Source organism: Streptomyces sp. NPDC006610 (assembly GCF_040611575.1).
Taxonomy (GTDB): Bacteria; Actinomycetota; Actinomycetes; order Streptomycetales; family Streptomycetaceae; genus Streptomyces.
In genome coordinates this window covers 1-13,548 of record NZ_JBEXOP010000074.1, presented here as the reverse complement: position 1 = coordinate 13,548, position 13,548 = coordinate 1, and the positions used below count along the sequence as shown (strand labels likewise).

The 13,548-nt window shown below is 72.0% G+C and carries 9 protein-coding genes; 2 read left to right on the top strand and 7 right to left on the bottom strand.

The features are described from left to right. Window positions 1-130: 130 nt before the first annotated feature. The 5 genes from ABZY13_RS32790 to ABZY13_RS32770 all read right to left on the bottom strand — a co-directional run bounded on the left by ABZY13_RS32790 (window position 131) and on the right by ABZY13_RS32770 (window position 9,778). Complete coding sequence (locus tag ABZY13_RS32790) at window positions 131-1,498, bottom strand: NAD(P)/FAD-dependent oxidoreductase (RefSeq protein WP_356637335.1); 1,368 nt, start codon at window positions 1,496-1,498, stop codon at window positions 131-133. Window positions 1,499-1,584: 86 nt separating this feature from the next. Then, a complete protein-coding gene (locus ABZY13_RS32785; RefSeq protein ID WP_356637333.1) occupies window positions 1,585-1,980 on the bottom strand; it encodes an STAS domain-containing protein in 396 nt (131 codons plus the stop codon). A gap of 74 nt (window positions 1,981-2,054) precedes the next feature. Then, window positions 2,055-2,942 (bottom strand): SDR family oxidoreductase, encoded by an 888-nt coding sequence (locus ABZY13_RS32780; RefSeq protein WP_356637331.1) that lies wholly within the window; start codon window positions 2,940-2,942, stop codon window positions 2,055-2,057. Between the two features lie 97 nt (window positions 2,943-3,039). Beyond that, window positions 3,040-5,451, bottom strand: coding sequence for a SpoIIE family protein phosphatase (locus ABZY13_RS32775; RefSeq protein WP_356637329.1), 2,412 nt, complete (start codon window positions 5,449-5,451; stop codon window positions 3,040-3,042). Between the two features lie 67 nt (window positions 5,452-5,518). Then, window positions 5,519-9,778, bottom strand: coding sequence for a HAMP domain-containing protein (locus ABZY13_RS32770; protein WP_356637327.1), 4,260 nt, complete (start codon window positions 9,776-9,778; stop codon window positions 5,519-5,521). Window positions 9,779-10,163: 385 nt separating this feature from the next. Here ABZY13_RS32770 and ABZY13_RS32765 point away from each other — a divergent pair, with 385 nt between their 5' ends. After that, window positions 10,164-10,535 (top strand): PRC-barrel domain containing protein, encoded by a 372-nt coding sequence (locus tag ABZY13_RS32765; protein ID WP_356637325.1) that lies wholly within the window; start codon window positions 10,164-10,166, stop codon window positions 10,533-10,535. A 48-nt stretch (window positions 10,536-10,583) separates the two neighbouring features. On the opposite strand, the gene ABZY13_RS32760 is transcribed toward ABZY13_RS32765, so the two are convergent. After that, window positions 10,584-11,018, bottom strand: a complete 435-nt coding sequence (locus ABZY13_RS32760) for an ATP-binding protein (protein ID WP_356637323.1) — start codon at window positions 11,016-11,018, stop codon at window positions 10,584-10,586. Between the two features lie 127 nt (window positions 11,019-11,145). Next, window positions 11,146-13,050, bottom strand: coding sequence for an AMP-dependent synthetase/ligase (locus tag ABZY13_RS32755; RefSeq protein WP_356637321.1), 1,905 nt, complete (start codon window positions 13,048-13,050; stop codon window positions 11,146-11,148). A gap of 155 nt (window positions 13,051-13,205) precedes the next feature. On the opposite strand from ABZY13_RS32755, the gene ABZY13_RS32750 reads away from it, so the two are divergent. Beyond that, window positions 13,206-13,439, top strand: a complete 234-nt coding sequence (locus ABZY13_RS32750) for a DUF6480 family protein (protein WP_356637319.1) — start codon at window positions 13,206-13,208, stop codon at window positions 13,437-13,439. Window positions 13,440-13,548 lie beyond the last annotated feature (109 nt).

The window sequence follows — 13,548 nt, the reverse complement described above, 5'->3', positions numbered from 1 at the left end:
CCTCGACCGGAAGATCGGCTACGCGCCCGCACACTTCCGCTCAATCCTCGCCAAGACGCGCATCCACGTCAGCACCAGCACCCTGGTCACCGACGCCGGCCTTCTCATGCGCTCGGGAGCGACGCGCCGCTCAGCGATCCGACCCCTCGACCCGCGCCCGCACCTGTTCCGGCGTCAGATAGGCGTCCGTGTACTCGAAGTCCCGGAGCTTGGCCGGCCGGCGCGCCTGGAAGCCGGTGCGCACGAAGTCGTCGCCGGCCACGGCGTTGAGCAGCCAGTTCGTCATGACCCGGGTCTTGGCGACGTTGGTGCGCAGCGCCGACCAGTGATAACCCCGGGCGACGGCCTGCGCGGGCAGCCCGCGCAGCTCGACGCCGAGCGGCTTGGACACCGCGTCCCGGCCGCCGAGGTCCACGACGAGACCGAGGTCCTTGTGGACGTACGGCCGCATCGGCCCGCCGCGCAGGGTGGCGATGACGTTGTCGGCGACGTGCCGGCCCTGGCGCATCGCGTGCTGCGCGGTGGGCGGGCACACCGAGCCGTCCTGCTCCTTGGCGAGGTCCGGCACCGCGGCGGCGTCGCCGAGCGCGAACACCCCGTCGTGGCCGGGCAGGTTCATCTCCGCGTTCACCGCGAGCCGCCCGCGCACCGTCTCCGCGCCCAGCGTGGCGATGAGCGGGCTGGCCACCACGCCGGCCGTCCAGATCAGCGTGCGTGTCGGCACCACCCGCCCGTCGGTGAAGGTGACCTCGTCCGGGCCCGCCTTGGCGATGGACACGCCGAGCGAGATCTCGATGCCCCGCCGGCGCAGGATCTCCTGCGCGCTGCGGCCGAGCTTGTCGCCCAGCTCCGGCATCAGCTTCGGCGCGATGTCGATCAGATGCCACTTGATCAGCCGCGGGTCCAGCCGCGGATAGCGCTTGACGGCGTTGTGCGTCAGACGCTGCAGACAGGCGGCCGTCTCGGTGCCGGCGTAGCCGCCGCCGACCACCACGAACTGCAGCCGGGACGCCCGCTCGGCGGGGTCCTGGCTGGCGTCGGCGAGGTCCAGCTGCGAGATGACGTGGTCGCGGATGTAGGCGGCCTCGGCCAGTGTCTTCATGCCGAAGGCGTGGTCGACGAGCCCCGGGATGTCGAACGTGCGCGTGACGCTCCCGGGGGCCAGGACGATGTAGTCGAAGGGCTCGTTGACGATCTCGTCCGTGATCGTGCGGATGACGCAGACCTTCGCCCGCAGGTCCACGCCGATGGCCCCGCCGGGGATGATCCGCGTGCGGTACCTGCTGCTGCGGCGCAGCGACAGGGCGATCGACTGCGGCGTCAGCACGCCGGAGGCCACCTGGGGCAGCAGCGGCAGGTAGAGCTGGTAGGAGAACGGCGTCACCAGGGTGAGGTCCGCCTCGCCGGCGGAGAGGCGGCGCTCCAGACGCCGTACGCACCCCACTCCCGCGAAACCCGCGCCCACCACCAGGATCCTGGGTCGTGTCACGATGTCCATCCCTTCCGCGGTTCCGGGCGGCCCGCCGAGCGCTCAGCACCAGCATGCACGGGTTCGGCCGGAATCGCGCCGTATGAGCCCGGAGCTCAGGCCTCCTGGGTGGCGGGCGGTTCCGCCGCCGTCCGGTCGATCAGCTCCAGCGCCTCCTCGAGGCTCCCGCACACCGGCACCGTGATGCTGACGCCCGTCAGGTCCAGCACCCGCCGTACGGCCGGGGTGGGGGTCAGGACCTGGACGGTGCCGCCGGTGCGGCGGGCCTCCTGGTAGATCCGCAGGATGATGTTCATGCCGGACGAGTCCATGAACGGGACCGCCGAGAGGTCCAGCACGAAGTGATGGCGTCCGTGGTGCAGCTGATTGGCCAGATGATGCCGGAACTCGGTCGCGGTGTCGTGGTCGAGATAGCCGTCGACGGCGACCAGGACGACGTCCTCGCGCGGCAGCGTCACGTCCACGGACAGCGGGTTCTGGGCAGTGGGCATGTCGGTGTCCCCTCCTGATGTGCTGACAGGCCCGCCGGATACCCCGGCGGGCCGATTTGATGCGTGCGCTCCGGTCACGGCAGCGGGGTGCCGCCGGTGGCGTTGAGGATCTCCGCCGTGATGTAGCTCGCCCGCTGGGAGGCGAGGAAGACGTACGCCGGGGCCATCTCGGCGGGCTGGGCGGGCCGGCCGAGCGGGGACTGCTTGCCGAAGTCGCGGGTGTCCGGCATCGTCGCCGGGATCAGCGGCGTCCACACCGGGCCCGGCGCGACCGCGTTGACCCGGATGCCGTCCTCGGCGACCATCTGCGCCAGTCCTTGCGTGAACGTGACGATGGCGCCCTTGGTCATGGCGTAGTCGAGCAGATGAGGGCTCGGCTTGTACGCCTGCACCGAGGTGCTGTTGATGATCGAGCCGCCGGCCGGCATGTGCGGCAGCGCCGCCTTGCACAGCCAGAACATGCCGTACAGATTGGTCCGCACCACCCGGTCGAACTGCTCGGTCGAGATGGCCCCGATGCCGTCCGGCTGGGACATCTGGTAGGCCGCGTTGTTCACCAGGACGTCGATGCCGCCCAGTTCAGCGACGGCACGGTCGACGAGATCGAGGCACTGCCGCTCCTCCCGCACGTCGCAGACGACGGGCACCGCCTTGCGGCCCGCCTCCTCCACCAGCCGGACGGTCTCGGCGGCGTCCTTCTCCTCCTCGGGCAGATGGGTGAACACGACATCCGCGCCCTCCCGTGCGAAGGCGATCGCCACCGCGCGGCCGATGCCCGAGTCCCCGCCGGTGATCACCGTTCGCCGGTCGGTGAGCAGCCCGCTGCCCCGGTAGGACTCCTCTCCGTGGTCCGGCGGCGGGTCCATCGGCCCGGTCCATCCGGGGTGCGGCTGGTCCTGCGAGGGGAACTCCGGCCGCGCGTGCTGCCGGGTGGGGTCCTGCTGCCCTCGGGCGTCGGTCATCGTGCAACCTCCTGGGGAAAGGGATCGCCCTTGTCACGTCGGCCGGATCCGGCCGTGATCCAAGTGCCCTCTCCCCAGAAAGACACACGTGACGGAGCTACGCGACCCGGAGCCCGACCACGCAGGTGTCGTCGTCCGTGTCCGACCTGCTGTACGTGAGCAGCCGGTCCAGCTGCTGGTCCAGCGCCGTCGGCGCCGCCGTGCGGGCGGTCGTCAGCAGCTGGGTCAGCGACTCCTCCACCGACAGGTCCCGGCGCTCGATCAGACCGTCCGTGTACATCAGCAGGGTGTCGTCGACGGCGAGCTGGATCTCCTCCTCGTCGTACGGGGTCTCCGGCACGGCGCCCAGCAGCAGGCCCTTCACCAGCGGCAGCGGCGCGGCCTCCGTGCCGCGCACCAGCACCGGCGGCAGATGACCGGCCCGCGCCCAGCGCAGGGTCCGCCGCTCGGGGTCGTACAGCGCGCACACCGCCGTGGCCGTGACCGCGCCGGTCAGATGGTGCGCCACCAGGTTCAGCCAGGACAGCAGCTGCCCCGGACCCGCCCCGGTCACGGCGAGGCCGCGCAGCGCGTTGCGCAGCACCACCATGCTGGTGGCCGCCTCTATGCCGTGCCCCGCCACGTCGCCCACACACAGCAGGATCAGCCCGGACGGCAGCACGACCGTGTCGTACCAGTCGCCGCCCACCAGGTTCTCCGTCTCCGCCGGCCGGTAGCGCACCGCCACCTCCAGGCCGGGGATGCGCAGCGGCCCCTGGGCGGGCGGCATGATCGCGTGCTGGAGCTGCAGGGCCAGCCGGCTGTGCTCGCTGGCCTCCTGCTCGCTGTGCGCGAGCCGGTCGCGGGTGGCGGCGAGCGCGACCTCCGTCCAGTGCTGGGCGGAGATGTCCTGGTAGGCGCCGCGCACCACGAACAGCCGGCCGTCGGTGTCCAGGACCGGTTCGGCGACCAGCCTGATGTGCCGGGTGATCCCGTCCGGCCGCTGCAGCCGGAACGCCACCGACGCCGGACGCCGGTGGTGGAGCACCGTGCGCAGGAAGCGGCGCAGGCCCGTCGAGTCGTCCGGGTGGGCGTGCGCGGGCAGTTCCTCCAGCGGCACCGGCGTGCTGGACTGTGGGCGCCCGTACAGGTCGAACAGCTGGCCGTTCCAGGTGATCTCGCCGGTGAGCAGGTTCTCCTCGAAGCCGCCGATCCGGCCGAGCCGCTGGGCGTGCTGGAGCAGCGCCGCCAGCCGCGCCGTCTCGTCCTCGATCCGCCAGATCAGCAGCACGCTGCTGCCGTGCCGGCTGATGCTGATGTCGGCGACCGCCGCCAGCCGCACCTGGTCGACCAGCGCCGTCAGGTTCATCCGGTGCGCCCGGTACGGCTCGCCCGTGGCGTAGACCCGCTCGATGCGCTGGAACAGCTCGCTCTCCCCGACGGCCATCGGGTAGGTCTCCAGCAGCAGCGCGCCGCTGATCACGGCGCGGGGACGGCCCGCCGGGTCCAGGAAGCGACTGTTGACGTGCTGGATGCGGAAGTCGGCGAGCCGGCCCTCCTCGTCCAGGTGCGGCACCAGCACCAGGGCGGGGTCGTGCAGCCCGTCCGCCAGGTCCATCAGCTCCAGGGCGTCCGGCAGGGGGCGTGGCTCGGCTCCGGCGCCCTCGCGGTCGCCGGACGTCTCCAGGGTGTGCGCGCACAGCTCCGCCAGGGCCTCCACCTGCCGCACGACCTGCGGCGGCTGCGGCTCCAGCACGCCCGGCCAGGCGATCTCCAGGACACCGTGCACCCTTCCCGCGACACCGGCCGGCAGGGCGACCCGGCCGCCGCCGGGATACTGCCGGCGGCCCAGCGTCGGCAGCGGGGTCTCCGACAGCGACCCGATCCACAGCCCCGTCCGGTCCATCAGGCCCCGGCGCGCCACGGTCGCCACGTCGGGCGGCACATACCGCCAGCGCGCCGCCTCGGCGGAGGAGAAGCCCGCGCTGCCCGCCAGGGTGAGCGAGCCGTCCGAACCGGCCGCCCAGATGGCGACGGCGACCGCGCCGAGCGGCTGCAGCGCGTGCTGGAGCAGGGAGTCGGCGACGGCCTGGGTGTCGTCCGCGGCCAGCGCGCGGCTCTCCGCGGTCCGCAGCCGCAGCCGTACGGCCGTCGTCTCGTCCCGCGCCTCGCGCGCCTCCCGCGCCTGCCGGGCCTGCCGGGCCTCGGCGCCGGCGGCGTGGGCGAGGAACACCTCCGTCACCTCGGAGACCCGGTCGCGGGCGGCCTTGCCGATGACCTCGACCGCCAGCTCCAGCGGCGTCTGCCCGGCCTGCTCGGCCAGCTCGTCGAGCTGCCGGGCCGCCTGCGCGGGACCGCAGCCCAGGCGCTCGACCAGGATGCCCTTGGCGAGCTCGATCAGCGCCCGGCCCTCGGCCTCCGCGTGGGCGGCGTGCACCTCGCGGCGCAGTCGCGCGACGGTGGCGGCGAGCCGGCCCACCGGGGTCGTCTCGGCCGCCTCCGGCTCGCTCGGCGTTTCGGGGAAGGTCACGGTGCGCATGCTCCTCGGCTCAAGAGCCCTCGGAAGGGGTGCGGGGGACGTCCGGACTGCCCGGCGGTCATGCGGGCAGCCACCGTCGCACGCAGGCGATCAGGTCCTGGGTGTCCACCGGCTTGGTGACGTAATCACTGGCGCCGGACGCGAGGGACTTCTCCCGGTCGCCCGGCATCGCCTTGGCGGTCACCGCGATGATCGGCAGATCCGCGTACTCGGGCATGCGGCGGATCTCGGCCGTGGCCGCGTAGCCGTCCATCTCCGGCATCATCACGTCCATCAGGACCAGCGCCACGTTCGGGTTGGCGCGCAGCGTCTCGATGCCCTTGCGGCCGTCCTCGGCGTGCAGCACCCGGAAGCCGTGCAGCTCCAGGATGCCGCTGAGGGCGAACAGGTTGCGGGCGTCGTCGTCCACGACGAGCACGGTGCGGCCCCGGTCGGCGCCGTCGGAGGGCTGCGCCGGAATCTGCGTCTCCTCCGGGCGGACCAGCGGCAGCACGTCACCGGGCTCCTCGGCCGACAGGTGCAGCACGATGCGCTCGCGCAGCTCGTCCAGGCTGGAGACGAACTCCAGCGCCCGGCCCTCGGCGCGAGCCCGCAGCGCCTCCTCCTGGACGGGGTTGGTGCGGTGCCCGGTGTGCACCAGCACGGGCAGGCTCGCCAGCGCCGCGTCGCCGCTGAGCGCCTCCAGGAAGCGGTGCGCCTCCTCGCCGGGCATGCCCAGCTCCAGTACCACGCAGTGGCACGGCGAGGAGGCCAGCGCCCCGGCGGCCTCCTGCGCGCCGACGGCGGTGAGCACCTCGACGGACGGGTGGGCGGCGCCGTCCTGCACGTCCGCGACCACGCTCTCGGCGACCAGCGTCAGCAGTCCGCGCGGTCTCTCCTCCACGACCAGCAGTCGGCGCGGGCGGCCGTCGAACGGGTCCGCGCCGCCCCGCTTCAGGGCGGGCACGACGGCGGAGGCCGACAGCTCGGCGGGCTCGGGGTCGGACCACTGGCCGGTGCCGGGCAGGACCTCGAAGTCGGGCCGGCTCACCGGCAGGAACAGCGTGAAGGTGCTGCCCTGGCCGGGCGCGCTGTCGACGGTGACCGCGCCGCCGAGCAGCTGGGCGATCTCCCGGGTGATGGACAGGCCGAGCCCGGTGCCGCCGTACTTGCGGCTGGTGGTGCCGTCCGCCTGCTGGAAGGCGCCGAAGATCGAGTCCAGATGCTGCTCCGGGATGCCGATGCCGGTGTCCTTGACCCGGAACGCCACGACCGGGCCGCCCCGGGCGACGCCCGCGGGGACCTCCTCGTCGGAGGTGGGCGCGATGTGCAGCTCCACGCCGCCCTGCTCGGTGAACTTCACCGCGTTGGACAGCAGGTTGCGCAGGATCTGCCGAAGCCGGGAGTCGTCGGTGAGCAGGTCGGCCGGCGCGCCGGGCGCGGTCGTCACCGTGAAGTCGAGGCTCTTCTGCGTCGTCAGCGGCCGGAACGTGGCCTCGACGTACTCGATGAGCTGGCGCAGCGACACGACCTCCGGGGAGACGTCCATCTTCCCGGCCTCGACCTTGGACAGGTCGAGGATGTCGTTGATCAGCTGGAGCAGGTCCGAGCCCGCCGAGTGGATGATCTGCGCGTACTCGACCTGCTTGGGGGTGAGGTTGCGGGAGGGGTTCTGGGCCAGCAGCTGGGCCAGGATCAGCAGGCTGTTGAGCGGGGTGCGCAGCTCGTGGCTCATGTTCGCCAGGAACTCCGACTTGTACTTCGACGCCAGCGACAGCTGCTGGGCGCGGGCCTCCAGCTCCTGGCGGGCCTGCTCGATCTGGAGGTTCTTCGCCTCGATGTCGCGGTTGCGGTCGGCGAGCAGCGACGCCTTCTCCTCCAGCTCCGCGTTGGAGCGCCGCAGCTCCTCCTGCTGGGACTGCAGCTCCGCCGACCGGGCCTGCAGCTCGGCCGTCAGCCGCTGCGACTCGCCGAGCAGCTCGTCGGTGCGGGCGTTGGCCACGATCGTGTTGACGTTGACGCCGATGGTCTCCATCAGCAGTTCCAGGAAGTCCTGGTGGACCTGGGCGAACGGGGTGACGGACGCCAGCTCGATGACGCCCAGCACCTGTCCCTCGGACACGATGGGCAGCAGAAGCAGCGCGGTGGGCTCCACCTGGCCGAGGCCGGAGGAGATCGTCACATAGCCGGGCGGCAGCTCGTCCACGGCGATGGTGCGGCGGCTGCGGGCCGCCTGGCCGACCAGCGACCGGCCGAACGGGAACCGGGTGGGCCGGGAGTCGTCGTCCGGGCGGCCGTAGGAACCGACCAGCCGCAGCTCCTGGCCCTCCTCGCCCTCGTCGGCCAGGTAGAACGCGCCGTACTGCGCGGACACCAGCGGCACCAGCTCGTCCATGATCAGCTCGGCGACGACGGGCAGGTCCCGCTGGCCCTGCATGAGCCCGGAGATGCGCGCCAGGTTGGTCTTGAGCCAGTCCTGCTCCTGGTTCGCGCGGGTGGTCTCGCGCAGCGACTCCACCATGGAGTTGATGTTGTCCTTGAGCTCGGCGACCTCGCCGGACGCCTCCACGTTGATGGAACGCGTCAGGTCGCCCTCGGCGACGGCGCTGGTGACCTCGGCGATCGCGCGCACCTGCCGGGTCAGGTTGCCCGCCAGCTCGTTGACGTTCTCGGTGAGCCGCTTCCAGGTGCCGGAGACGCCCTCCACCTCGGCCTGGCCGCCGAGCCGGCCCTCGGTGCCGACCTCGCGGGCGACGCGGGTGACCTCGTCGGCGAAGGCGGAGAGCTGGTCGACCATCGTGTTGATGGTCGTCTTCAGCTCCAGGATCTCGCCGCGGGCGTCCACGTCGATCTTCTTCGACAGGTCGCCCTTGGCCACCGCCGTCGTCACCAGTGCGATGTTGCGCACCTGGCCGGTGAGGTTGTTGGCCATGGAGTTGACGTTGTCGGTGAGGTCCTTCCAGGTGCCCGCCACGTTCGGCACGTGCGCCTGGCCGCCGAGGCGGCCTTCGGTGCCCACCTCGCGGGCGACGCGGGTGACCTCGTCGGCGAACGCGGACAGCGTGTCGACCATCGTGTTGATGACGTCCGCGAGCGCCGCGACCTCGCCCTTGGCCTCGACCGTGATCTTCTGCGACAGGTCGCCGCGGGCCACCGCGGTCGCCACCTGCGCGATGGAGCGCACCTGGCTGGTCAGGTTGGACGCCATGACGTTGACGTTGTCGGTGAGGTCCTTCCAGGTGCCCGACACGCCCCGCACGGTGGCCTGCCCGCCGAGGTTGCCGGCCGTGCCGACCTCGCGGGCGACGCGGGTGACCTCGTCGGCGAAGGCGGAGAGCTGGTCGACCATCGTGTTGATGGTGTTCTTGAGTTCGAGGATCTCGCCGCGGGCGTCGACGGTGATCTTCTGGGAGAGGTCGCCCTTGGCCACGGCCGTGGCGACCTGGGCGACGTTGCGGACCTGCGCGGTCAGATTCCCCGCCATGAAGTTCACGGAGTCGGTGAGGTCCCGCCAGGTGCCCTTGACGCCCTTGACGTCGGCCTGTCCGCCGAGGCGGCCGTCGGTGCCGACCTCGCGGGCGACGCGGGTGACCTCGTCGGCGAAGGCGGAGAGCTGGTCGACCATCGTGTTGATGGTGTTCTTGAGTTCGAGGATCTCGCCGCGGGCGTCGACGGTGATCTTCTGGGAGAGGTCGCCCTTGGCCACGGCCGTGGTCACCTGGGCGACGTTGCGGACCTGCGCGGTCAGATTCCCCGCCATCAGGTTCACCGAGTCGGTCAGGTCCCGCCACACCCCGGCGACCCCGGGCACCTGCGCCTGACCCCCCAGGCGGCCCTCGCTGCCGACCTCGCGGGCGACGCGGGTGACCTCGTCGGCGAAGGCGGAGAGCTGGTCGACCATCGTGTTGACGGTCTCCTTCAGCTGAAGGATCTCCCCGCGCGCGGGTACGTCGATCTTCTGCGACAGGTCGCCCTTGGCCACCGCCGTCGCCACCTGGGCGATGTCGCGCACCTGCGTGGTCAGATTGCCCGCCATGGCGTTGACGGAGTCGGTGAGGTCGGCCCAGGTGCCCGAGACACCGGGCACCTCCGCCTGCCCGCCCAGCGTGCCCTCGGTGCCGACCTCGCGGGCCACCCGGGTGACCTCGGAGGTGAACACGGACAGCTGGTCGACCATGCCGTTGAAGACCGTGGCGATGTCGCCCATCAGCCCTTCGGCATCGTCCGGCAGCCGGGTGCCGAAGTCGCCGTCGCGTACCGCCGTCAGGCCGGCCAGCAGCAACCGGAGATTGTCGTCTCCGGGTACCGCGTCGACCACTCCGGAGGTGTTGCCTGTCATGTGCACCCTCGTTCCGCTCCCCAGGAGTCCCCGTGCGAAGGACTCGGAACCCCGCCGGGCCGTTGCCGACCCCTACCGTCGTGTCCGCATTTCCGCTGTTCACGGATGTGCGCGATGAGAAATACGCCGAAGGCTAACCCAGGTTCACGGGTCGGAACAAAGCCTCTCACGGAGACGGCCGGAACCAGAGACCCACCGGGATTGGGCGGCCGGAAAGCGGGTACTCGACTGCATTTCCCTCGCCCCGCCCGATCGTCCGGGGACCGGCCGCCGCCGCGCCGAATGTCCCCGTGACACAGGGGTAGTTGGTGGCGTGAAGGAGCACACGGACCCGGTGGCCGGACCGCCGGTTCCGCGGCAGATCCGCGAGGGAGGACGAGGAAGCGTGACCATCGACAGAATCTGGTCGTACGCACCGGGCGCCGAGCACGCCGAGGGACAGGACCTGACGGGGTTCACCGTCGAGGGGACGGACGGCACGATCGGTCACGTCGACCGCATGGCCGATCCGCACGGCATGCGTCACCTCGTCGTCGACACCGGCGTGTGGGTGTTCGGCAGCAGCGTCCTGGTCCCGGTGGGGCTCGTCACCGGCATAGACACCGGCAACCGCCGGGTGACGCTCGCGTGCAGCAAGGCCGAGGTCAAGGAGGCGCCGCGGTTCCGCACCGACAGCGAGACCCGGCAGGCGCCGTATCTGACCGCGGTCGGCGACTACTACCGCGGCCTGCCGCCCCGCCAGGCCACCAGCGCCTGACCGGGGGCGGGCCGGACCGGCCCGCCCCCGGGGCCGGCCACGGCCCGGTCACCAGGGCAGGAAGACGTGCACGTCCTTGCCGCGCCCGTCGGGCACCACGCTGACCTGGTCGCACAGGGTCTGGATCAGGTGCCATCCGATGCCTCCTCCGCCGTGCCGCGGATGGAAGGGACGGGGCGCCGGAGGCGTGCTGCTGGTGTCGTGCACCGTGATGTGCACCCCGTCGAACGTGCGGCGCATGTCCAGGCGGAACGGGCCGGGCGCGTACTGCACCGCGTTGGCCGCCAGCTCCGTGACGACCAGCAGGATGTCGTGCCAGTACTCCGGGGCCGCGGGCGGGGAGGTGCGGGCCAGATCGCGAAGGAACTCCTCCGCGGCCAGGCGCGCGCCCGTCACGTCGTGCGGTTCGCCCGGGAAGCCGGCGCTACGGCTCGGGGCTTGTCGGCCGGTCAGTGTGTCGTCCCAACGGGGCTCGGTTGCCATGTCACCTTTCCAGCCTCTCGCGTGCAAGGCTGTGCTCCTGTCCGTGCGGCCGTGAGGCCACTGTTGCGGGTTCCCGTCGTCACCGGGCCTACGCGTCCCGCCTGCAGGAGCTCACCGGAACGCGCCCTCACCGGAACACGTTGTCGGAGTCGTCCCAGTCGGCGGCCTCCTCCCGCGGTCCGTACCGGCCGCGGTGCGAGCGGGCCTCGTACATGGCGTCGATCTCCTCCGCGTAGGTCCGCACGATCTCGTCCCGGCGCAGCTTCATCGACGGGGTGAGCAGCCCGTTCGCCACGTCGAAGGGTTCCGGCAGCACCCGGAAGACCCGGATCGACTCCTGCCGCGACACCGCGCTGTTGGCGGCGGCGACCGCCCGCGCCACCTCCTCGCGCAGCGCGTTCTCCTCCCGCGCCTCCCGGGACGGCGCGTCCCGCTCCAGGGCCAGCGCCGCCCGCCAGTGCGTCACGAACTCCGGATCCAGGGTGATCAGCGCGCCCACGCAGGGACGGTTGTCGCCCACCACCACCGCCTGGTGGATCAGCGGATGCATCCGCAGCCGCTGCTCCAGCGCGGCCGGGGCCACGCTCTTGCCGCCGCTGGTGATGATCACGTCCTTCTTGCGGCCGGTGATCGTCAGATACCCCTCCTGGTCCAGCCGCCCGAGGTCCCCGGTGGCCAGCCAGCCGTCCGGCCCCGGCGTGGACCGGTGCGCCGCGTCGCCGACGTAGCCGCGGAACACCGAAGGACCGCGCACCAGGATCTCCCCGTCCGCGGCCACCCGGATCTCCGTGCCGGGCAGCGCCTGCCCGACCGTGCCCGACTTCTCCCGGCCCAGCGGCTGCATGGTGATGCCGCCGCTGGTCTCGGTCAGCCCGTAACCGTCGTGCACGTAGATGCCGATGCCCTCGTAGAAGAGGGACAGCTCCCGGCTCAGCGGCGAGCCGCCCGAAGTGGCCCGGCACACCCGGCCGCCCAGCACGCCGCGCAGCCGGCGGTAGACCGCGCGCTCGTACAGCGCGTGCTGGAGCCGCAGGTCCAGGCCCGGCCCCGGTCCCCGGCCGAGCCGCTGCCGTTCGGTGGCCGCGGCGAACGCCCGCGCGGTCTCGGCGGCCCGCTCGAACAGTGCGCCGCGTCCCGACTCCTGGGCCGTGCGCAGGAAATTCTTGTACATCTTCTCGAACATGGACGGCACACCGTAGAAGTACGTCGGCCGGAACGAGCGCAGCGCCGACGACAGTGCTTCCGGAGTGGGATCGGGCACATGCCCCATCAGCAGTCCGCCGCGCAGGCACAGACCCTGGATCATCAGGCCGTACACATGGGAGAAGGGCAGGAAGACGAGGACCCGGCCCTGCTCTCCGGGCCGGGCGGCCGTGTGGCCCCAGCCTGCGAGCAGGATGTCGCAGGGGCTCGCCAGGCCACGGTGGCTCAGCGCGCAGCCCGTCGCGCGGCCGGAGGTTCCGGAGGTGTAGGCGACGACCGCCGTGGAGTGCGGCGCCACGATGCGACGCAGCGAGTCGACGGTGGCCGGCGGGATGAACTCGCCGCGCGCCCGCAGCTCGGCCACCGCACCGGTGTCCAGCTGCCAGACATGGCGCAGCCGGGGCAGGGCCGCGCACACCGACCCGACCGTCATCACGCCCTGCTCGTCCTCCACCACCACGGCCACACAGCCGGAGTCCCGCAGGATCCACTCGACCTGCTCGCGCGAGGACGTCGGATGGATCGGAACGACCTCCGCCCCCACCGTCCACAGCGCATGGCTGAAAACCGTCCACTCGTAGCGGGTGCGCGCCATGATGGCGACCCGTGCGCCCGGGGCGATCCCGCAGGCCACCAGCCCGGAGGCCAGCCCGACCACCTCGTCGCGCAGCTCGGCCGCGGTGACCTCCTCCCACTCGGCGGCGAGGGGGTCGCGGCGGCGGGCGACCAGGGGGCGGTCCGGTTCCCGGACGGCGGTGTCGAAGATGCTGTCGGCGAGCCCGCCGGCCGAGGCCGGGACGGGCGGGGGAGCGAGTGCGAAGTCGGGCATGCGCTGCTGCTCCTGCGGTCTACGGGCTGTGACGGCGCCGACGGGAACGGTTATCGACGGTGGTCGAATGTAGCCCAGACCGCGGCGGTTGGCGCCGGGAACGCGGAAGTGGGACGGGCCCGATGATCCCGGTGGGATCGGGGGACTCGGAGGCCATGACGTACATCAACCCCGACCCGGAGCCCGAGCGCTCGACCGGACTGGAACCCGGCGGCGGCGTCCCCCCTGGGGAGACGCCACCCGCCGAGAGCAGCATGCCGGAGGCGGGACCCCGGGAGACGCACAATCCGACCAAGGGCTGGGCCAAGGGACCGTTGACCCTGATCATGCTCCTGGTGGTGCTGGTCGCGGCGTTCTTCCTGATCTACGCCCTGACGCTGATCTTCTGACCCCGATCCCGGTCGCGCGGGCCGCCCCCCCCCCGCCGCGCCGCCGCCGCGCGCCCCCAGATACCGACCGAAGACAAACGAACAAAAAAAAAAAAAAAAACAACAACAA